Origin of the sequence: Gluconobacter sp. DsW_058 (genome assembly GCF_002153615.1) — a bacterium.
GTDB classification, from domain to species: domain Bacteria; phylum Pseudomonadota; class Alphaproteobacteria; order Acetobacterales; family Acetobacteraceae; genus Gluconobacter; species Gluconobacter cerinus.
Map to the genome: position 1 here is coordinate 125,697 of NZ_JOPH01000058.1, position 19,236 is coordinate 144,932.

The following is a 19,236-nucleotide window of genomic DNA, read 5'->3' on the forward strand; positions in this document are numbered from 1 at the left end:
GCAACAATCCTAGCCCTTCCCGTCAGTCTCGCCTACGGGTGAAGGCGCATCTGGTGCTGCTTCAGTGGGAGCCCTGTCCAGCAGGAAGTCTTCACGCTTCGGCAATGACCCGATATCGGGCAGTCCGAAACTCTCCAGAAATATGGGTGTCGTTCCCCAGAGAACGGGACGCCCAAGCACTTCCTTTCGGCCTTTCGGCGCAATCAGACTATCTTCCAGCAGCGCATCCAGAATAGCCTGCCCCAGGGATACACCACGGATCGCTTCAATTTCTGCCCGTGTGCACGGCTGGTGATACGCAATAATTGCCAGCGTTTCCATCGCCCCCCGGCTGAGCCGACGAGGTTTTTCCACGATCTTGGTCAGGGCAGACGCATATTCAGCGCGCGTCCGGAACTGCCAGCCTCCCGCAACTTCAACAAGCTCGATAGCATGGGTCGCATAACGCTCTCCCACGGCGTCCAGAGCTTCCGCGACCGCGATTTTCAGACCCTGTGTACTTAGCAGGTCCGCAATGATGGAAAGGCGCACCGGCTCAGGGCTGGCAAAAACAAGTGCCTCCACCAGCAGGCAGGCGCGCTCCATATCGGAAGACATCACGAAACTGCCCGCCATTCAATTTCAGCAAAAGCCTCTGGCTGACGGAGCTCCACCGCACCACCCTTAGCCATTTCCAGCCCTGCGAGTAGTGTTCCCGCAAGAGCGGCGTTGCGGTCATACGGCCCAGCTTCCAGCCCTTCCCCCAGATGTTCGGGCAGAAGGGACGTCAGCGTCTGCCAGTCCGCCACGGCATCTGTGCCCAGCATGCGGCGCAGACGGGCTAAGGCATCCTGCACGCTCCAGTACCGGCGGGTGCGTGGCGCATAGACACGTTTGCGGTTCGTGCGCCTGCGGGCAGAAAGATAAGCCGTAATGAGTGCTGACAGGTCTACTCGCAGACCCGAACGGTCAATCTCGGTATGGTCTTCCCCTTCACCGCGACGGAACACATCCATACCAAGCCTGGGTTGTTTCATGAGCCAAGCTGCGGCTGCACGCATACGTTCCAGTTCGAACAGACGCTCCTGAAGCTGCTCCACCGCTTCTTCAGCGTCTTCCCCGTTATTTTCTGCGGGAAGAAGAAGTTTGGACTTCAACCAGGCGAGCCAAGCCGCCATCACCAACCAGTCTGCTGCCAGTTCAAGCCGCAATGCCCTCGCCTCCACGCGGGCCTGCTCCACAACGGACAGATATTGCTCGACAAGCTGAAGAATGGAGATTTTTGCGAGGTCCACCTTCTGGGACCGGGCGAGGTCAAGGAGCAGATCCAGCGGCCCCTCAAACCCGTCCAGCGTCAGATGCAGAACCTCGCTCAAGCCCGGTCTCTCAGAACTGTGCCGGAGTGCAGGCGATGGACTGTGCGTGCAGCTTCACGCAATACGCCCGGGCAGCCTTCAGATCCGCGAAGCCACCAATACGCAGCCGCACAAACGTCTTGTCACCATGAGCAGTCTTCTCAAAGAGCGGTGAATGACCTGCGAACAGTCCGGGTGCCTGATGGCGCAGTGTGTCCCACTCCTTGCGCGCTGCGGCTTCACTGTCGAGCGCGGCAAGCTGAACTTCGCGAGCACCGCCAGCCTCAGCCTTCGGAGCCGAAGCAGCCGTTTTCTGCTGAGGAACAGCATTTTCTGGCTCAGCAACAGGCGCCGGAAGGGGCTTCTGCACAGGCCTGGGCGGAACAGCCTTGTGAACAGGCGCATCAGGGGCCTTAGGCTGCGGCTTGACGGCTGGAGCCGGCTTTGGTGCTGGAGCGTCTTCAGGTGTCTCGGTGTCCGCGGGCGCTGAAGCGGCATCTTTGCTTTCAGGAGCCGCGGGAGGCACAGCCGACGGTTCAGCGACAGCCTTGTCCTGGCCTGCTGCAGCATCTGGAGCAGCCGGAGCCGCACCGTCAGGAGGCGTAGCGTCAGCGGGCGCTGCGGGCTTGTCCGGCTGAGCCGCAGGAGGCGTCCCTGGCTGCACACCATATTGACGAGCCAGCGCCTTCGCGTCCGGCTGTTCCGGTCCCGGAGCCAGATGCGCTTCCCCGTTGCCTGTCAGATCCGTATCGCCGCTATCACTGCCCATGATCTGCATTCCTCCCGGATCGGTTGGAACATCTTTCACAGGGCCTGGCGGTGGGCCGATAATGGGAATTCCGCCGTGATGGCCTCCTGTCAGAGACCATCCTCCGACAGCGAGCAGCAACACGGCGCCGATGCCGATAGCGCCACCGACAAGCTTTCGCGTCGCCGGATCACTGCCAAGAAGGGACGCAACGCCACCGGCGCGGCTCGCAGTCTCCGGCGCTGCCGCCGCACGACGACGCGGTGGGGCGTCATCATCGTAGTCGTTGCTCAGGCGCTCACGCTCCGCACGCGGGGCAGACGACGGGCGGGGAGAAGAAGGTCCCGCGCCGTAATCACCCGGATCCCGGAAATCGCGATCATTCTCGCTGTCAGGGCTCATCGCATTTCCTCCACTGGCACAACGCCAAGAATGGTCAGTGCGCAACGCAGGGTGCCGGCAATCGCAGAAACAAGCGCCAGCTTTGCCAGGCTCGTCTCACGATCGTTCTCATGCAGAAAGCGCAGGGTCGTGTCTTCGCGTCCACGATTCCACAGTGTGTGGAAATCAGACGCCAGATCAATGCAATACGTTGCAATCCGATGCGGTTCACGCGCTGCAGCAGCCGCTTCGACAGAACGTGGGAAAGACGCGATACGGTGCAGAACGGCCAGTTCCACGTCTGACGACAGACCGGAAAGATCAACAGTTGCCAGCGCTTCAGGCGTCACGGATGCAGCACCAAACATCGCTTCTGCTGAACGCAGAACCGAGCGGCAGCGGGCGTGAGCATACTGAACGTAAAACACCGGGTTATCACGCGTCTGGGCAACAACGGCATCCAGATCGAATTCCATCTGCGCATCGGCCTTACGGGTCAGCATCGTGAAGCGCACGGCATCACGTCCGACTTCATCCAGCAGATCGCGCAGCGTCACGAACGTGCCCGCACGCTTGGACATACGGACGGGCTCGCCATTCTTCACAACGCGCACAATCTGGCACATCACGACTTCAAAGCCGGTCTTGCCATCCGTCAGCGCCGAAATTGCAGCGCGCATGCGGGAAACGTAACCGCCGTGATCCGCACCCAGCACATCGATCAGAACGTCTGAGTTCTCAGCCTTTTGAGCGTGATATCCGATGTCATTGGCGAAATAGGTGTTGGTGCCGTCAGATTTGCGAAGCGCACGATCCTGATCATCCCCGAAATCCGTAGAGCGGAACAGGGTTTGCGGACGCGGCTCCCAGTCTTCGGGGGTCTTGCCCTTGGGTGGCTCAAGCACGCCTTCGTAAAGCAGGCCCTTACTTTCCAGCTTGGCAATCGCAGCATCAACCCGTCCACTCGCCAGCGTTTCCGCTTCACTGGCGAAGACTTCATGGGAGATGCCCAGCCCTTCCAGATCCTCGCGGATTGCGGCCATCATCTGCACCAGCGTTTCAGCGCGAATGATATCGAACCAGACAGACGGATCAGCCGGGCTGCCATCATCATTGGCGAGAGCGCGACCATGCTTTTCAGCAATGCTCTTGGCAACCGGGATCAGATAGTCACCCTGATACTGCAAACCATTCGGCGTCAGCGGGCTGAACGTGTCAGCATCGATGTCCGTGCCGATAACCTGCAGGTAACGCCAGTAAGTTGCCCACGTCAGGGCAACAACCTGCGTTCCGGCGTCATTGATGTAATATTCGCGCGTGACCTTGTAGCCTGCCGCCTGCATCAGGTTTGCAAGCGCATCCCCCACCACAGCGCCACGACAATGACCCACGTGCATTGGGCCAGTCGGATTGGCGGAGACGTATTCAACATTGACGCGTGTTCCCTGCCCGATCGAGGAACGACCGAAGGCTTCACCGGCCTCCAGAACAGCCTTCGCCACACCCTGCAAGACATATGGCTTCAGCGTCATGTTCACGAAGCCAGGACCGGCGGCTTCAGCATGATCTATGTCTGGCAGGTCGGCGAGTTTCTGCACCAGTTCTGCCGCAATCTCCGCTGGCTTGCGCTTGGCGGGCTTTGCGGCCAGCAAAGCAGCATTGGTCGCCATATGGCCATGGGACGGGTCACGCGGCGGCGTCACTTCAACGCGCTGCACCACCTCTTCCGGCAGGCCGGGGACAACGGACCGCAGCGCCTCGCACACCTGGTCTCTGGCGCGGGCAAAAAGGCAGTCAGTCGTATGGGCAGTGGGTGCAGCGACCATTTCAGCTCGATTCCTGTAACCTGTATCGTCTTGGAGGGGCTTTATCAGCCCAGCACGGAGAGGTCCGTCAACCGTCGATGTTCTTCCATCGCGAAACGATCGGTCATTCCGGCGATATAATTGGCCACCAGACGCCGTCGTTCCATGTCATCTGCGGCCTTGGCACGATCCTTGAGCGGGTCTGGCAGAAGGCCGGGCTCTTCTGAAAGGATCGTAAAGATTTCAGCCAGCGCGATCTTCGCTTTACGCGCCATGCGATTAACCCGCCAGTGGCGATACATGCGGGCATAAAGAAATTTGCGGATAGCCTTGTTCTTTTCCCGCATCTCGGGACTGAACGCCACAACCGCATGATCGGCATGGCGAATGTCATCTGCGGACTGCGGATCAAGAGCCTCAAGATTGCGGCGCGTCTGATCCGTGAGATCCGTCGCAAGGGCGTTGATCACCACGCGGATTGTCTCATGACGGACACGTTGCGCCTGATCCATCGCTTCGCGACCCGTGCGACGCTCCATCTCACGCGACGCCCGAAGCGCATCACCCACCAGGGGAAGATCTTCAATGTCGTCGAACGTGAGAAGACCGGCTCTCAGCCCGTCATCCAGATCGTGCCCATGATAGGCTATATCATCCGACATGGCTGCAACCTGCGCTTCGGCTGACGCGTAGCTGCTGAGATCAAGATGATGACGCGCATCATATTCAGCCAGATAAGGCGTTGGGCGCTTAACCGGGCCGTTGTGCTTCGCCAGCCCTTCCAGCGTTTCCCATGTCAGGTTCAGGCCATCGAAAGCGTGGTAGCGCGTCTCAAGCGACGTCACGAGGCGAAGGGACTGCGTGTTATGATCGAAACCACCCCAATCCTGCATGGCAAGGGCCAGCGCATCCTCTCCAGCATGCCCAAACGGCGTGTGACCCATGTCATGGGCTAGCGCGAGCGCTTCTGTCAGGTCCTCATTCAGGTCGAGGCTTCGGGCAATCGAACGGGCAATCTGGGCAACTTCCAGGGAATGGGTCAGACGGGTGCGAAAGAAATCACCTTCATGATTAATAAACACCTGCGTCTTGTACTGAAGCGTCCGGAAGCCGGCGGAATGCAGGACGCGATCCCGGTCCCGCTGCCATGGAGAACGGACAGGGCTTTCTGTCTCCGGGTAGAGTCGGCCTCGCGCACCTTTTTCCTGAACCGCATAGATGGCAGGCATCAACACACTCCCCTGATGATCCTTAGGCGCGGAAAGCACTCTAATTGCTGGATCAAACGCGTCATTCTACGACAGGCTCCCTTCAGCGCAACTCTACCCCTTTGCCCCTGACCCCAGTCTGACCATATAATCAGGACCAGAACCGTCCTGCCTTTCAGCAGACCTCCAGAAACCGGGAACGAGCAATGTCCGAAACCCCTTCCTTCACCATGTCGGCCAGTGCGGCAGCACGGATCGTGGAAATCATTTCCGCCCAGCCGGAACCCGAAGGGCTGGCTTTGCGCGTGGCTGTTCTGGCGGGAGGCTGCAATGGCTTCCAATACCAGTTCAAGCTGGATCGCACGAAGAACGATGATGACGTTCTGATCCAACGCGATGGCGCGACCGTTTATGTCGATGAAACCAGCCTCGATCTGCTTGAAGGCGCTGAACTGGAATTCGTGGACAAGCTGATGGGCGCGCACTTCACGGTCACGAACCCCAACGCAGCCTCAGCCTGCGGCTGCGGCACAAGCTTCTCGCTGGCCTGATCGAATGTCCTTTACCTTCGCAAGCTGGAACATCAATTCCATCCGCGCCCGCGCGCATCTCGTTCAGGACTGGCTGGAGCGTCATCCGGAGTGCGACCTGCTCTGCCTTCAGGAAATCAAATGTGAAGACAGCCAGTTCCCGGCGGTTTTCAAGGACGCAGGCTATCACGTCGCCACGACAGGCCAGAAAGCTTACAATGGCGTAGCGTTCATTGGCCGCCGCCCATTTGACGTTACAACGCACACCCTGCCCGGCTTCGATGACCCCACGGCTCGTTATATTGAATGTGAGCTTGATGGTCTGACGATTGGTAACCTCTACCTTCCCAACGGAAACTCCGGCGGAGAAGATGGCTACAGCAAAAAACTCGCGTTCTTTGAGGCTCTTGCGGTCCGGGGGAAAGAGTTTCTGGAAAGCGAAAAGTCATTCGCCTTCATCGGAGATTATAACGTCTGCCCCACAGATGAAGATCTCGCGCCCAAGGCTCTGTCGCCTACTGATGCGCTGGTGCGACCGGAAACCCGCGCAGCCTTCCACCGCCTGCAATGGCTTGGCCTGACAGACGCTTTACGCGCTATTCACCCAACGGGTCGTCACTACACATTCTGGGACTATCAGGCCGCCGCATTCCAACGGAACTCAGGCTTGCGCATTGACCACGCCCTGCTCTCCCCACGCGTCGCCGAACGGCTTGTCTCGTTCACGATCGACCGTGACGAGCGTTCGGCTGAAAAAGCTTCAGACCATGTTCCGGTGATTGTAACCCTCCGGTAAGCCACAAAAAAAGCCGCTCCCTTTCAAGGAGCGGCTTTTCGGTTTTAACCCCGCGGTGAGTATGGTGGCGGCCTGTGGGCTTGCACCCGGGCCAGATGGCCTGGCACCCACTGATAGCCGTTTCCGACCCATTTCCACTGTCCTGGGATCCACTGCATCGTGCGTGCATGCGGTGGAATTCTCTCATTGGGGGGATGTGGCGGAGGGGGCGGCGTCTGGCGATATGGCCCCTGATAAGGAACGAACTGGGCATGGGCCGTTCCACTAATGGGTGGCAGAGCCATAGCTCCGACAAAAAGCGCCGACACGGCGAGCAAGCCCGACAGATGTTTCAACATAACGTCTCACTCCTTTTACAAAAGGCGCTGCGTAGGAGTGCACCTTGCTGCCCTCACAAGGCAGTGATCAGGCGGAGTTGTGGCGGAAAAAAGATTCTCTGCTGCGCTCTGTAACAATTCTCTCGCTGCCCCTAGATCAGGGCTCCGCCTTCTGAAGACCGTCAACAATTTCAGTTACAAAATCTGCCATGGCTCGCACTTTGGCACTGACCATCCGTCCCGCAGGAAATAACAGCCAGAGCTCTACCGCCTCCAAAGACCAGTCAGGCAGACACCGTTGAACATGTCCGGCTGCCAGTTCCGGTGCAAACATCCAGTCTGCCGCAATGGTCATGCCCTGCCCTGAAAGAACAGCAGCCCGAATTCCCTCCGCAGCACTCAGACGAAGCCCGGACCGTAGAGAAACCTCCTGACTATCGTTGTCCCTCGTAAAAGCGGCTCGGAGCTGTCGGCCCTGTGCATAGAGAACCATCTGATGGTTTTCCAAATCTGCCGGGGCTGATGGTGCAGCAAATTTTTCCAGATATGCAGGGCTTGCCATAACGGATCGGCGCCCGCGCGCCAGACGTCGGCCAATCACGGCTGTATCTTCAGGACGGCCAATCCTGACGGCCATGTCGATCCCTTCCGAAATCAGGTCTACGCGCCGGTCATCCATTTGAACGTCAAGCTCGAGCCCGGGATATCGTGCGGTGAACTGCCCAAGCTGTGGCACCAGATGGATACGCCCGAATGTGGTGGGAATGGCGATCCGCAAGCGCCCTGACAGTTCCTTGCCGCTTCCCCGGGCCAAACTGTCCGCTTCTCTGGCATCTTCGATAATTCTGGCTGCACGCTCGTAGTAGCGCTGCCCGGCATCCGTTGGGGTGAGACCGTGCGTGGACCGTAAGAGAAGCGCTGTGCCCAAATGGGCTTCAAGCTGTGCGATGACTTTGGAAACCGATGGCTGACCGACGTTCAGCAGGCGGGCAGCCCCTGAAAAAGATCCGACCTCCACCACCTTTACGAACACCGTCATGGCTTGAAGACGATCCATATTTATTCCCTTTAAGAATAATAAATATCTGAAAAACTAATCTACGCATATTATTAGAGAATAACCATTCTGCCTGTCACAGGACGCATCCATACCGGACATCCTTTTGAGACAACGGAACACCATCAGCATGACGACGCTTCTCTTCACACCACGCTTCGTCGGTCCCACGCGACTGACCCATCGGGTTGTTATGGCACCACTCACCCGTATGCGGTCCAGTGAGGGTAACCTGCCGAATGATCTGATGCGCACCTATTACAGCCAGCGCGCAACGGAAGGCGGCCTGCTGATTTCGGAGGCGTCCCCCGTCTCCCTCACCGGATATGGATTTGAGCGCGCAGCCGGAATTTACGATGACAGCCAGATTCCGGGATGGAAGCACATTACGGATGCCGTTCATGCCAAGGGCGGCAGAATGGTTCTTCAGCTCTGGCATGTTGGCCGTCAGTCCGCACGCATCCTTCAGCCGGGTGGTGTTGCTCCCATTGCCCCTTCAGCCATTCGCGCCGATGGAGACGCCTGGACGCTCACGGGGACCGTGCCCTACGATATGCCACGCGCGCTTGATCGGGATGAAATTCCCGGGATCATCAAGAATTACGAACAGGCTGCCGAACGCGCACTGAAAGCCGGCTTTGATGGCGTGGAAATCCATGGTGCAAATGGATATCTGCCGGATCAGTTCCTTCAGGATGGCAGCAACACGCGCACAGACGATTATGGCGGCTCACTTGAAAATCGCGCCCGTTTCCTGCTGGAGGTTACTCAGGCTGCAATGACCGTCTGGGGACCGGACCGGGTTGGCGTACGAGTAACTCCAAGCGGGCGCTATGGAACCATGGCAGACAGCAACCGCCCGGCAACGTTCCGCTATGTGGCGTCTGAACTGGATCGTCTAGGCGCTGGGTATCTCCATGTCGTACAACCCCGCATCGGGGGCGATGCAGAACCTGACCCTGTAGATGCCGGGACACTTCGGCAGGTCTTTTCCCGCACCATCATTGCCGCGGGCGGATTTGAGCGACAAAGCGCCGAAGCCCTGCTGGCTTCTGGACAGGCGGATCTGATCGCCTTTGGTCGCTCATTCCTTGCAAACCCGGATCTGGTCGAGCGTTTGCGTCAGAACTGGCCGCTGAATTCCTATGATCGCTCTACATTCTATGGCGGCGATGCACGGGGATATACCGACTATCCATTTTATGCTGACGCAGCACAGCATTGAGCAAAAAAACACCCCGACCTGTGTCTGGCCGGGGTCTTTCTGATCAGAATTGCAGAAAAGACAGCAGATCCGCGTTCAGTTGATTGCCATGGGTGACCGCAAAACCGTGCGGCGCACCGGCATAGACCTTGAGAACCGCTCCCGGAACCAGTTTTGCCGTCAGGGCGCCTGTGGCCTCAAAAGGCACGATCTGGTCATCATCTCCATGAATAATCAGGGTCGGGACGGTGATCTGCTTCATGTCTTCCCGATAATCCAGCCCGGAGAATGCCTTGACGCACTCAATCGTGCTCCGCAAGGACGCCTGAAGAGCAATCTGCTGCGTCTGCCCCAGAACACCGTCAGAAATCTCCGCGCCATGATTGATCCCGTAAAACGGCACCGCAAAGTCTTTCAGGAACTGGGCCCGGTCTTTTACCAAGCCTTCGATGATGCCATCGAAAACAGCCGCATCAACCCCTTCGGAATGATCGTTCAGCTTCATGAAAACAGGCGTGACAGCCCCCAGAAGCACTAGCTTCGCAACGCGGTCACTGCCATGGCGCGTCAGATACCGGGTGACATCCCCGCCCCCCATCGAGAAGCCGACCAGCGTCACATCTCTCAGGTCCAGGGTTTCGATCAGTTCTGCAATATCATCAGCAAAACGATCATAGGTATTGCCATCCCAGGGCTGGCTTGACCGCCCGAACCCGCGCCGGTCAAAGGCAATCACACGGTATCCGTTCTGTGCCAGAAACAGCATCTGTGAGTCCCACATGTCTGAACTCAGCGGCCAGCCATGGCTGAACAGAACGGGCTTTCCGGTGCCCCAGTCCTTGAAATAAATCTCTGCCCCGTCGGATGTCGTAAATCTGGCCATGAATCTGCTCCGTTAAGAGGTCAGGAAAGCAGCAGCTCCCCCTGAAACCTTGCTCTTACGATAAGCTCTGCTCGTCATGCTCAATATAGACATCATGGGATAGTAAGATTTCCATTTATCACTGATGCCACGCTACACCCGTGTAGAAAAACCGCCCTAACCCCACCGTGAAAATGAGACATCCGTACAGGCTGTGTTCAAAGCAGGTCAGGGTGAGCGAACGGTGCCGACTGTAATCGCTGGCAAACAGCTCTCCCCCTATGAGCGTCATGCCAACGGCAATCCAGTTCAGAAACAGAATATGCGCAAAGCCGAATGCCACGGCACTGGCCGCAATCGTCACTGGCGCAATACGGAACAAAGAGTCGTATCGGGAGAACAGAAACGCCCGGTACAGAACCTCCTGTGGCCAGACGGACAGAATGGGATAGAGCACCATGACCAGCAGCCAGAACAGCGGCTTTTGCCTCGGCAGGCTTAGAAACACGTCTGGCCAGACCCACCATGTCAGCAGCACGATCAGCGGAGCGAGAGCTGTGAAACGCAGTAAAATTCTGCGTGCTTCTCCCGGAAAATCATGGACCTCTGATTTCTGGTGTCTGAGCGAGACGAAAGCCAGAAGCGCGGCAACCCAGAGCAGGCCGAACAACAACCCGGCCCGGCGAAGGGACAGAATGAGCAAAGGGCCACCGCCGTAAAGCGCTAGGAACTCTGCTCCCAGATACAGGCGCCTGCCAAAAGAGACAGTCGGGCGAACGGGCATAGACAACAGACCTTCCGAAGTTCAGCCGGAAAGGCAGACTATCATGATGCGCCTGAGTTTTTCGGAGCGCAGACAAAAGAAAAGCCGGTACCCCTTCGGGAGTACCGGCTTTTTCAGACGTCAGGCTCGAATATGTTACTTCGTGACAGCAGGCTTTGGCTTCGGCAGATCCAGCGCCAGATGCAGTTCCTTTAGGCGGGCTGGCTCGACCGGGGCCGGGGCTTCCATCATCAGGTCTTCGCCGCTCTGGTTCAGCGGGAAAAGAATGACCTCACGGATGTTCGGCTCATCAGCCAGCAACATCACGATACGGTCCACACCCGGAGCAGCACCACCGTGCGGCGGAGCGCCGTAGCGGAAGGCGTTCAGCATGCCACCAAAGCGCTCTTCCACAACTTCCGGGCCATAGCCTGCGATTTCGAAAGCGCGCAGCATGACTTCCGGCAGATGGTTCCGAATTGCGCCGGAAGACAGTTCCACGCCGTTGCAGACGATATCGTACTGGTAGGCGTTGATCGTCAGCGGGTCCTGCGTATTCAGCGCTTCCAGACCACCCTGCGGCATGGAGAACGGGTTGTGGGAGAAGTCCACCTTGCCCGTCTCTTCGTTGAGCTCGAACATCGGGAAGTCCACAACCCAGCAGAAGCGGAACGCGTTCTTCTCGATCAGGTCCAGCTCCGTTGCCACCTTGGTACGAACAACGCCGGAGAACTTGGCAACTTCGTCACCCTTGCCCGCAGCAAAGAACACGGCATCGCCAGCCTTCAGGCCGCAGATCTCGCGGATGCTCTCGACGCGCTCAGCTTCAAGGTTCTTGGCAATCGGGCCCTTACCGCCTTCTGCCTCGAAAATAATGTAGCCCAGACCACCTGCGCCACTCTCACGCGCCCAGGTGTTCAGCTTATCAAAGAAACCACGCGGACGATCGCCCGCACCCGGTGCCGAAATTGCACGGATCTGACCGCCAGAAGCTGCGATCTTGGCGAAAAGACCAAAACCGGAGTCCCGGAAAGCATCCGTTACGTCCTTGATGATCAGCGGGTTACGCAGATCCGGCTTGTCGGAGCCGTAGTCGCGCATGGCATCAGCATACGGAATGCGCGGGAATGCGCCGTCCGTGATCTTCCAGCCTTCCGGCGTGAATTCGTTGAACACGCCAGCCAGAACCGGCTCCAGAACCGTGAAGACGTCTTCCTGCGTGACGAAGGACATCTCGAAATCGAGCTGATAGAACTCGCCAGGGCTACGATCAGCGCGTGAGGCCTCATCGCGGAAGCACGGAGCAATCTGGAAGTAGCGGTCGAAACCCGCCACCATCGCAAGCTGCTTGAACTGCTGCGGGGCCTGCGGAAGCGCGTAGAACTTGCCCGGATGCAGACGTGCCGGCACGAGGAAGTCACGCGCACCTTCCGGGGAAGACGCCGTCAGGATCGGGGTTTGGAACTCGGTGAAGCCCTGCTCGATCATGCGCTGACGCAGGCTGGTGATGACCCGGCTACGCAGCATGATGTTCTGGTGCATCTTCTCGCGACGGAGGTCGATGTAGCGGTACTTCAGGCGCAGTTCTTCAGGATAGTTCTCCTGACCGGCCACCTGAAATGGTAGAACAGCGGCGTTGGAACGCACTTCGAGTTCTTCTGCAAGAACTTCGATGTCACCCGTCGGCAGGTTCGGGTTCCGCTGGGAACCCTGACGAACCACAACCTTGCCGGTGACGGTAATGACGCTCTCAACGCGAAGGCGCTCGGCCTTTTCCAGCAGGTCCGTGCCAGCCGGAATAACAACCTGCGTGACACCATAATGGTCACGCACATCGATGAACAGCAGGCCACCATGGTCGCGCTTGCTGTGCACCCAGCCGGACAGGCGGACGGTCTGGCCGGCGTCCTGTTCACGCAGGGCGCTACAGTCATGGGTGCGGTATGGATGCATGTCGGGCCTCTTCAACGTCCTGGCGGATAAGTGGGCGCAGGAAGCCGGGACGGCCCGCTCATGTCAAGCTTCGTGCGCGGTTCAGACCTTTTCCTGCACAAAACCTTCGAAATCGACGGCGGCTCTGGCCATGTCATACGCATGACCCGCGCCCGCCAGCGCAACGGGCTTTCCGTCCTTAAGATAGGTCGCAAGGAAGCTGAAGCCCTTGATATTCCCTTCAAGGCTGACGTTATCGAAGCTCTCGCCCCAACCCAGCAATTCGATCTTCTTGCCAAACTGCTGCGTCCAGAACCATGGCGTCGGCATATGGCTGGTCTCGTGTCCCATCATGGCCATTGCGGCGATCCGTCCCTGCACCTGCGCATGACGCCAATGCTCGATTCGCCGTGGTTTCCCCTCATGCAGGATGGCAGACGCATCCCCTGCAGCGTAAACACCGGGCGCTGCCCGCATCAGATGATCGACAACGATGGCGCCGTCCTCATCCCGGTCCAGGCCTTGCACAAATCCGGTTGCAGGCATCACGCCGATGCCAGCCAGAATGAAGGATGCTGGCAGCTTCATGCCATCTTCCAACTCCACGCCTTCGGCCTTTTTCTCTCCGTAAATTTTCACGACTTTTGCGTCGGAAATGAACGCCACACCATTTTCTTCGTGTAACTGGCGCAGACGCGTTCCAATCTCTCGACCAAAGTGTTTTTCCATCGGCACGTCTGTGGAGGCAATGACAGTCACTCCCACACCGCGCTGTCGCAGGCAGGAAGCCACTTCCAGGCCTATGAAACTCGCACCGATGATCGTTACGGCCTGATCCGGGTCAATAACCCGGGCAATGTCTTCCGCATCCTGCTCTCTGTGAAGCGTAAAGACGCGCTTCAGATCTGCGCCAGGAATGTCCAAGCGCTTGGACCGCGCGCCCGTTGCGATCAGAACATGATCGCCAGACAAACTCGTTCCGTCTGATAATTCAGCCGTCTTGGTAGCGGAATCGAAGGTCTGAATTGTTGCGTGCTTCAGACCAATACGATGCTGGCCATAAAAAGATTCGCTTCGCAGCGAAGGAGCGTGCGCTTTCTCCGGCTCGCTCAGCAATACGGTCTTACTCAGGGCCGTCCGGTCATATGGACGGTGCTTTTCTTCCGTCACCATCGTGATTTTCCCGGCAAATCCCTCCTGACGGAGTGTCACCGCAGCCATCAGGCCTGCTGCACCGGCGCCGAGAATCAGGACTGTTTCATCCTCCTGACGCGCTGATGGCACATCCCGTTTCATGGGGCTGGTGCCGACCAACACACGGCCGTCAACAATTTCCACCGGATACCGTGGCAGGGGCTCAAGAGCGAGCGGCTCTACGAGACTGCCGTCAACGGCATCGAAAACCGCCTTATGCCAAGGACAGACTAACACGCTGCCTTTTTCAGTCTTGCAGAACGCGCCCTGCTCCATCGGCGCTTCCTTATGGGGGCACTTGCCACCCAAGGCATGCACCTCCTCGCCGTCCTTCACCAGAACAACCGAAGTCCCCTCAATGGAAAAAGAGGCAATCTGTCCCTCTTCCAGATCCTTGAAGGCCACTAGGTCGCGAAAATCATTGGTGCTCATCGGACAGCCCCTGAAAATAGTGGAAAATCTCGTTACAGAAACAAACGCAGCATAGGCATTCGGGTTGGCAAACAGCAAAAAACCCGCCGGGACAAAGCCCGGCGGGTTTTTTGGATAGAAGTTCTATCAGGCGTAACATGCTGCGCCTTTAGAACATGTCGTCGAAGCCACCACCGTCTCCGCCACCGCCGAAGTCTCCTCCGCCGCCGCCAAAATCGGAATCAGTGAAGCCGCCACCTGCATCCGTGCCTGCACCGCCAAAAGGATCGGAGCCAGCATCACCATAGTTGTTGTTGATGATGGTTTCGCCACCGCCACCAAAAGCACCGGCGTCCCCACCGGAGTGATGGTCGCTGAACAGACCTTCAAGCGCATTTGCTGCCATCATGCCGCCAGCCACACCCGCAGCCGTCGTCAGAGCGGAGCCAAGGAAGCCCGATCCACCGCGCTGGAACATGCCAGGCTGATATCCTGGCGGATAACCATACTGCTGCTGCGGCTGGAAGTTTGGCGGAGGCATGGCACCACCTTGAGCTCCCCAGCCCGGAGGCGGAGCAGAAGCCTGCTGGCGGTTGTTATTGCCACCGCCAAACAGACCACCGAACAGTCCGCCACTTCCGGAAGGACGGCTCTGCTGAGCCTGCTGAAGCTGCTGTTGCGCCTGCTGAAGCTGAAATTCCAGCTGACGGATACGATTCTGCGCCTGAGCAAGAGCTGCTTCCTGCACAACCGCCATCTGCGTCACGCGATAACGGGCTTCCGGATATTTCTGGAAGTTATCAGCAATGAAGCGATCAGCCTCGGGGTCGATCGGCGGAAGAGCTGGCATCTGCTGCTGGCTGAAGCCACCTCCCTGCTGCGCACCACCAACACGGCCGATAAAGCGGGAAATGACTTCGCGTTCTTCGTTGTTCATCGTCTTTGATCCTTCCAGACGAAGAAGTTACGTTCTCCCCCATCATATGAGGCACCAGCGCTCAATCGACAAGGGATCGACCTGCAGCTCCATCAAGCCTGCTACTAAATTAGACGTAACGCACCTGACTGCTTTTAAGGCTCACGACGACCTGCATATCATGCAGTCAAACACAGTGTCTGATCTTTAGTTTCATGCTTGGTCTACCCACGCCTTTCCAGCCATTCCCGTGTCATAGCGATTCGTCCATTTGACGAGGACATCAGCGATGTCACGGCTGCATCCAGGGCGCGGCAAGCCACGTCGAATCATGTGATGGCCGAAGCTTCGCCCTGAACGAAATTGCTGCGGATGTATATTCGACCTTCTCCACTCTTGCGGCTCAGACAGAAGACATGCCTTCGTGCTGAAAGTAACAACCGGAATAAGCGCCAGCGCGGCGGTAAAGCGGCGTTTGATAAGGCTGGCAGCGAATTTTCAACGATCTAGCAGTCCAATAACCCCGCTCACTTCCGGTTATGGACCTCAGGCTGTAAGGTAACCGCCAATTTTGCCAACCGGAGCCTATTGAATTGTCTGCGACCCGGCCGCTCAGCTTTCAGGACCTGATCCTGCGCCTTCATCAATTCTGGTCTGAAAAGGGCTGCGCCATCCTGCAGCCCTATGACACAGAAGTCGGAGCCGGAACGCTCTCCCCTCATACGACCTTGCGCGCTCTGGGCTCGAAGCCATGGGCTGCGGCCTATGTGCAGCCCTGCCGCCGCCCGTCGGACGGTCGTTACGGCCAGAACCCGAACCGCCTCCAGCACTATTACCAGTATCAGGTCCTGCTGAAGCCAACCCCGGAAGAGAGCCAGAATCTGCTTCTGGAGAGCTATCGCGCCATCGGGATTGATCCCGAAAAGCACGATATCCGATTCGTGGAAGACGATTGGGAAAACCCGACGATCGGCGCCTGGGGTCTGGGTTGGGAAGTCTGGTGTGACGGCATGGAAGTCACGCAGTTCACGTATTTCCAGCAGGTTGGCGGTATCCCGACCGTCATGCCTTCTACCGAACTGACTTACGGGCTGGAACGGCTGGCCATGTATGTTCAGGGCGTTGAGAACGTTTACGACCTGGACTTCAACGGCAAGGGCCTGAAGTACGGGGACGTGTTCCTGCGTGCCGAACGCGACTATTCCCGTCACAACTTCGAACTGGCCGACACGCAGATGCTGCTCACGCATTTCAACGATGCGGAAAAAGAGTCCATCCGTCTGGCAGAAGCTGGCGTCGCACAGCCTGCATTCGATCAGTGCCTGAAGGCTTCCCATTTTTTCAATCTTCTGGATGCCCGCGGCGTGATTTCCGTCTCTGAACGCGCATCCTATATCGGACGCGTCCGGACGCTGGCGAAAGCCTCCTGTGAAGCGTGGCTTGCTGGCGAGGAGGAGACGTCCAATGGCTGAACTGTTGCTTGAACTGTTCTGCGAGGAAATCCCGGCCGGCATGCAGCCCAAGGCCGCCAGCGAACTCGGTGCCCTTCTGATCAAGGCCCTCGGTGGCCTTAACCCGTCCGATGTTCAGACGTTCTACGGTACCCGCCGCATTGCGACCGTTTTGAATGTCGACGCCGAAATCCCGGCTCGCACCGTCTCCGAGCGTGGCCCCCGCGAAGGCGCTCCGGAGAAGGCTCTGGAAGGCTTTACCCGCAAGCATGGCGTGACGGCTGATGAACTGACGCTGGAAAACGGCTTCTGGGTTCTCAACAAGCAGCTTGATCCGGTAAGCGCGGAAAGCCGAGTGGCTGAAGCTGTGCCGGACCTTCTGTGGAAGTTCCCCTGGGCCAAGTCCATGCGCTGGGGTGCCGGCTCGAACTTCTCATGGGTGCGCCCGCTTCGTCGCATCACCTGCCTGCTTGATGGCAAGGTCGTTCCCTTCTCGCTCGCCCGCGATGGGGACGATGCTCACGGCCTGAAATCCTCCAACCTGTCCGAAGGCCATCGCTTTCTAGCGCCCGGCGGATTTGAAGTCCGTTCGGGAGATCAATGGCTGGAAGAGCTGGAAACACGCTCCGTCATCGTTGACGCGGACAAGCGACGCGACATGATCCGTACCGGTGTTCACCGTCTGGCTGAACAGCGGGGCATTACGGTTGTGGAAGATGAAGGACTGGTCGATGAAGTCGCCGGTCTGGTCGAATATCCGGTTCCGCTTCTGGGCCGCATCGACGATGCATTCATGGACCTCCCCGCCGAAGTCATGCAGGTTTCGATGCGCATCAATCAGCGCTACTTTGCCCTGCGCAGTGCAGACGGCAAGGCCGCGCCGTTCTTCGCTTTCGTCGCCAACCTGCCGTTCAAGGACGGCGGCAAGCTGACGATCGCCGGAAACGAGCGCGTTCTGCGTGCCCGTTTCGCCGATGCCCGCCACTTCTGGGATCTGGATCGCAAAACAAAGCTCGCGGACCGCGTGGCAGCCCTCGATGCCGTGACCTTCCATGCGAAGCTGGGAACGCAGGGCGAGCGTGCCAAGCGGATTTCCGATCTTGCCGGAACTGTCGCTGCGGCCATGGGCCTGAGCGGAGAGCAGATCGAACAGGCAAAGCGCGCAGGCCTGCTTTCTAAAGCTGATCTGACGACCGGTATGGTCGGTGAATTCCCGGAACTTCAGGGCGTCATGGGCGGCTATTACGCAGCACATGACGGCGAAGGCGACGCCGTTTCAAAGGCTGTGGCCGAGCATTACATGCCGCGCGGCCAGTCCGACGATACGGCAAAAGCGCCTGTCTCGGTTGCCGTGGCCCTTGCGGATCGTCTGGATCTGCTGGCTGGCTTCTTTGCCATTGGTGAGACACCAACCGGCTCCGGAGACCCGTACGGCCTGCGCCGGGCTGCACTGGGCGTGATCCGCACCATTCGTGACAACGGCCTGCGCCTCGACCTGACGGACCTCTTTGCCAAGGCGGCAAATGGTCGCACCGGCGGGGAACTCGCCAAATTGCCGGACTTCATGGCAGACCGTCTGCGTGTTCAGCTCCGCAGCGAAGGCGAGCGCCATGACGTTCTGGCCGCTACCCTGGCAGGCGGTCTGGATGGCGATCTTGTGCGCCTTCTGGCCCGCACTTCAGCGCTGTCTGACATGATCCAGACGGAAGACGGCAAGAACCTTCTCGCCGCAGCCAAGCGCGCCGCCAACATTCTGCGCATCGAAGACAAAAAGGACGGTCCTCACAAGGGAACACCGGATGCGTCTCTTTACGCGCAGGACGAAGAACGCGCTCTGGCAGACGGCCTGAACAGTGCCGTGCCTGCGATTGAGACAGCCCTGAAAGACGAGCGTTTCACCGATGCGATGCAGGCGATTGCAGCGTTGCGCCCGACATTGGACCGCTTTTTCGATGCTGTTACCGTCAACGCTCCGGAAGCCGACATTCGCGCCAACCGTCTGAAGCTTCTGGCGACTTTCCGCACGACCACAGCCCTGATCGCCGATTTCGGTCAGATCGAGGGCTGAACCTGATGGGAGCGTGGTGGTCCGGCCCAGTCGCCACGTTCCTCAACACGGACCCGGATCGCATTGGAGAGCGCCTCGCCCACGAAGCCGGGCGCAGGCGCTTCTCCAGCGAACCCCAGCAACTCCGTGCCTGGGCCACCCACCTGGAGGGTTCGAAAAACCCACTGGTTTTGGGTCGGCCTTTATAATTCCATTTTTCCTACGTTGATTGGGTATGGTGGAAGATGAAGCAGCCGGGTTTCTTTGATGTTGAAGAGCG

18 protein-coding genes are annotated in these 19,236 nt (G+C 58.4%); 5 read left to right on the forward strand and 13 right to left on the reverse strand.

Annotation, left to right across the window (positions count from 1 at the left end; genetic code table 11):
- Positions 1 to 9: 9 nt before the first annotated feature.
- The 5 genes from scpB to HK24_RS11515 are packed head-to-tail and all read right to left on the reverse strand — an operon-like array spanning position 10 to position 5,497.
- Positions 10 to 615 (reverse strand): SMC-Scp complex subunit ScpB, encoded by a 606-nt coding sequence (gene scpB / locus HK24_RS11495; RefSeq protein WP_086634580.1) that lies wholly within the window; start codon positions 613 to 615, stop codon positions 10 to 12.
- Complete coding sequence (locus HK24_RS11500) at positions 597 to 1,355, reverse strand: ScpA family protein (RefSeq protein ID WP_086634581.1); 759 nt, start codon at positions 1,353 to 1,355, stop codon at positions 597 to 599. Before HK24_RS11500 ends, scpB begins: the two co-directional genes overlap by 19 nt.
- A 10-nt stretch (positions 1,356 to 1,365) precedes the next feature.
- Positions 1,366 to 2,484, reverse strand: coding sequence for an SPOR domain-containing protein (locus tag HK24_RS11505; protein WP_086634582.1), 1,119 nt, complete (start codon positions 2,482 to 2,484; stop codon positions 1,366 to 1,368).
- Positions 2,481 to 4,289: an arginine--tRNA ligase gene (argS, locus tag HK24_RS11510; protein WP_086634583.1), complete on the reverse strand. Its 1,809-nt coding sequence runs from the start codon at positions 4,287 to 4,289 to the stop codon at positions 2,481 to 2,483. The genes HK24_RS11505 and argS overlap by 4 nt, the downstream gene beginning before the upstream one ends.
- Positions 4,290 to 4,333: 44 nt before the next feature.
- Positions 4,334 to 5,497, reverse strand: a complete 1,164-nt coding sequence (locus tag HK24_RS11515; RefSeq protein WP_086634584.1) for a deoxyguanosinetriphosphate triphosphohydrolase — start codon at positions 5,495 to 5,497, stop codon at positions 4,334 to 4,336.
- Between the two features lie 185 nt (positions 5,498 to 5,682).
- Between HK24_RS11515 and HK24_RS11520 the strand changes: the two genes are divergently transcribed.
- Both HK24_RS11520 and HK24_RS11525 read left to right on the forward strand, forming a co-directional pair.
- Positions 5,683 to 6,027 (forward strand): iron-sulfur cluster assembly accessory protein, encoded by a 345-nt coding sequence (locus HK24_RS11520; protein ID WP_046899719.1) that lies wholly within the window; start codon positions 5,683 to 5,685, stop codon positions 6,025 to 6,027.
- A gap of 4 nt (positions 6,028 to 6,031) precedes the next feature.
- Positions 6,032 to 6,802, forward strand: a complete 771-nt coding sequence (locus HK24_RS11525; RefSeq protein WP_086634585.1) for an exodeoxyribonuclease III — start codon at positions 6,032 to 6,034, stop codon at positions 6,800 to 6,802.
- Between the two features lie 44 nt (positions 6,803 to 6,846).
- On the opposite strand, the gene HK24_RS11530 is transcribed toward HK24_RS11525, so the two are convergent.
- Together HK24_RS11530 and HK24_RS11535 are read right to left on the reverse strand one after the other, a co-directional pair.
- Positions 6,847 to 7,140, reverse strand: a complete 294-nt coding sequence (locus tag HK24_RS11530) for a hypothetical protein (protein ID WP_080951390.1) — start codon at positions 7,138 to 7,140, stop codon at positions 6,847 to 6,849.
- A 136-nt stretch (positions 7,141 to 7,276) separates the two neighbouring features.
- Positions 7,277 to 8,176, reverse strand: coding sequence for a LysR family transcriptional regulator (locus HK24_RS11535; RefSeq protein WP_086634586.1), 900 nt, complete (start codon positions 8,174 to 8,176; stop codon positions 7,277 to 7,279).
- Between the two features lie 130 nt (positions 8,177 to 8,306).
- Between HK24_RS11535 and HK24_RS11540 the strand changes: the two genes are divergently transcribed.
- Positions 8,307 to 9,401: an alkene reductase gene (locus HK24_RS11540; protein ID WP_086634587.1), complete on the forward strand. Its 1,095-nt coding sequence runs from the start codon at positions 8,307 to 8,309 to the stop codon at positions 9,399 to 9,401.
- A gap of 43 nt (positions 9,402 to 9,444) precedes the next feature.
- On the opposite strand, the gene HK24_RS11545 is transcribed toward HK24_RS11540, so the two are convergent.
- The 5 genes from HK24_RS11545 to HK24_RS11565 form a co-directional block, all read right to left on the reverse strand.
- Positions 9,445 to 10,263, reverse strand: a complete 819-nt coding sequence (locus tag HK24_RS11545; RefSeq protein WP_086634588.1) for an alpha/beta fold hydrolase — start codon at positions 10,261 to 10,263, stop codon at positions 9,445 to 9,447.
- A gap of 118 nt (positions 10,264 to 10,381) precedes the next feature.
- Positions 10,382 to 11,026, reverse strand: coding sequence for a type II CAAX prenyl endopeptidase Rce1 family protein (locus HK24_RS11550; protein ID WP_086634589.1), 645 nt, complete (start codon positions 11,024 to 11,026; stop codon positions 10,382 to 10,384).
- 135 nt (positions 11,027 to 11,161) lie between these two features.
- Positions 11,162 to 12,958 (reverse strand): aspartate--tRNA ligase, encoded by a 1,797-nt coding sequence (aspS, locus tag HK24_RS11555; RefSeq protein ID WP_086634590.1) that lies wholly within the window; start codon positions 12,956 to 12,958, stop codon positions 11,162 to 11,164.
- An 81-nt stretch (positions 12,959 to 13,039) separates the two neighbouring features.
- The gene (locus HK24_RS11560) at positions 13,040 to 14,563 is read right to left on the reverse strand and encodes an FAD-dependent oxidoreductase (protein ID WP_086634591.1); all 1,524 of its coding nucleotides are present in this window, start codon (positions 14,561 to 14,563) and stop codon (positions 13,040 to 13,042) included.
- 148 nt (positions 14,564 to 14,711) lie between these two features.
- Entirely contained in the window at positions 14,712 to 15,479 is a 768-nt protein-coding gene (locus tag HK24_RS11565) for a DUF2076 domain-containing protein (RefSeq protein ID WP_046899725.1), read from the reverse strand.
- Between the two features lie 572 nt (positions 15,480 to 16,051).
- Here HK24_RS11565 and HK24_RS11570 point away from each other — a divergent pair.
- On the forward strand, positions 16,052 to 16,930 hold the full coding sequence (locus HK24_RS11570) for a glycine--tRNA ligase subunit alpha (protein ID WP_086634592.1): 879 nt from the start codon (positions 16,052 to 16,054) through the stop codon (positions 16,928 to 16,930).
- Positions 16,923 to 18,977: a glycine--tRNA ligase subunit beta gene (gene glyS, locus HK24_RS11575; protein WP_086634593.1), complete on the forward strand. Its 2,055-nt coding sequence runs from the start codon at positions 16,923 to 16,925 to the stop codon at positions 18,975 to 18,977. Before HK24_RS11570 ends, glyS begins: the two co-directional genes overlap by 8 nt.
- Here the strand turns inward: glyS and HK24_RS13730 are convergent.
- Complete coding sequence (locus HK24_RS13730) at positions 18,962 to 19,120, reverse strand: hypothetical protein (RefSeq protein WP_198942127.1); 159 nt, start codon at positions 19,118 to 19,120, stop codon at positions 18,962 to 18,964. The genes glyS and HK24_RS13730 overlap by 16 nt on opposite strands.
- Positions 19,121 to 19,236: the final 116 nt, after the last annotated feature.

What these genes read in the sequence shown, in the direction of transcription:
- scpB (WP_086634580.1), bottom strand. Translation starts at nt 615, where the DNA reads ATGGCGGGCAGTTTCGTGATGTCTTCCGATATGGAGCGCGCCTGCCTG.
- HK24_RS11505 (WP_086634582.1), bottom strand. Translation starts at nt 2,484, where the DNA reads ATGAGCCCTGACAGCGAGAATGATCGCGATTTCCGGGATCCGGGTGAT.
- argS (WP_086634583.1), bottom strand. Translation starts at nt 4,289, where the DNA reads ATGGTCGCTGCACCCACTGCCCATACGACTGACTGCCTTTTTGCCCGC.
- HK24_RS11515 (WP_086634584.1), bottom strand. Translation starts at nt 5,497, where the DNA reads ATGCCTGCCATCTATGCGGTTCAGGAAAAAGGTGCGCGAGGCCGACTC.
- HK24_RS11520 (WP_046899719.1), top strand. Translation starts at nt 5,683, where the DNA reads ATGTCCGAAACCCCTTCCTTCACCATGTCGGCCAGTGCGGCAGCACGG.
- HK24_RS11525 (WP_086634585.1), top strand. Translation starts at nt 6,032, where the DNA reads ATGTCCTTTACCTTCGCAAGCTGGAACATCAATTCCATCCGCGCCCGC.
- HK24_RS11530 (WP_080951390.1), bottom strand. Translation starts at nt 7,140, where the DNA reads ATGTTGAAACATCTGTCGGGCTTGCTCGCCGTGTCGGCGCTTTTTGTC.
- HK24_RS11535 (WP_086634586.1), bottom strand. Translation starts at nt 8,176, where the DNA reads ATGGATCGTCTTCAAGCCATGACGGTGTTCGTAAAGGTGGTGGAGGTC.
- HK24_RS11540 (WP_086634587.1), top strand. Translation starts at nt 8,307, where the DNA reads ATGACGACGCTTCTCTTCACACCACGCTTCGTCGGTCCCACGCGACTG.
- HK24_RS11545 (WP_086634588.1), bottom strand. Translation starts at nt 10,263, where the DNA reads ATGGCCAGATTTACGACATCCGACGGGGCAGAGATTTATTTCAAGGAC.
- HK24_RS11550 (WP_086634589.1), bottom strand. Translation starts at nt 11,026, where the DNA reads ATGCCCGTTCGCCCGACTGTCTCTTTTGGCAGGCGCCTGTATCTGGGA.
- aspS (WP_086634590.1), bottom strand. Translation starts at nt 12,958, where the DNA reads ATGCATCCATACCGCACCCATGACTGTAGCGCCCTGCGTGAACAGGAC.
- HK24_RS11560 (WP_086634591.1), bottom strand. Translation starts at nt 14,563, where the DNA reads ATGAGCACCAATGATTTTCGCGACCTAGTGGCCTTCAAGGATCTGGAA.
- HK24_RS11565 (WP_046899725.1), bottom strand. Translation starts at nt 15,479, where the DNA reads ATGAACAACGAAGAACGCGAAGTCATTTCCCGCTTTATCGGCCGTGTT.
- glyS (WP_086634593.1), top strand. Translation starts at nt 16,923, where the DNA reads ATGGCTGAACTGTTGCTTGAACTGTTCTGCGAGGAAATCCCGGCCGGC.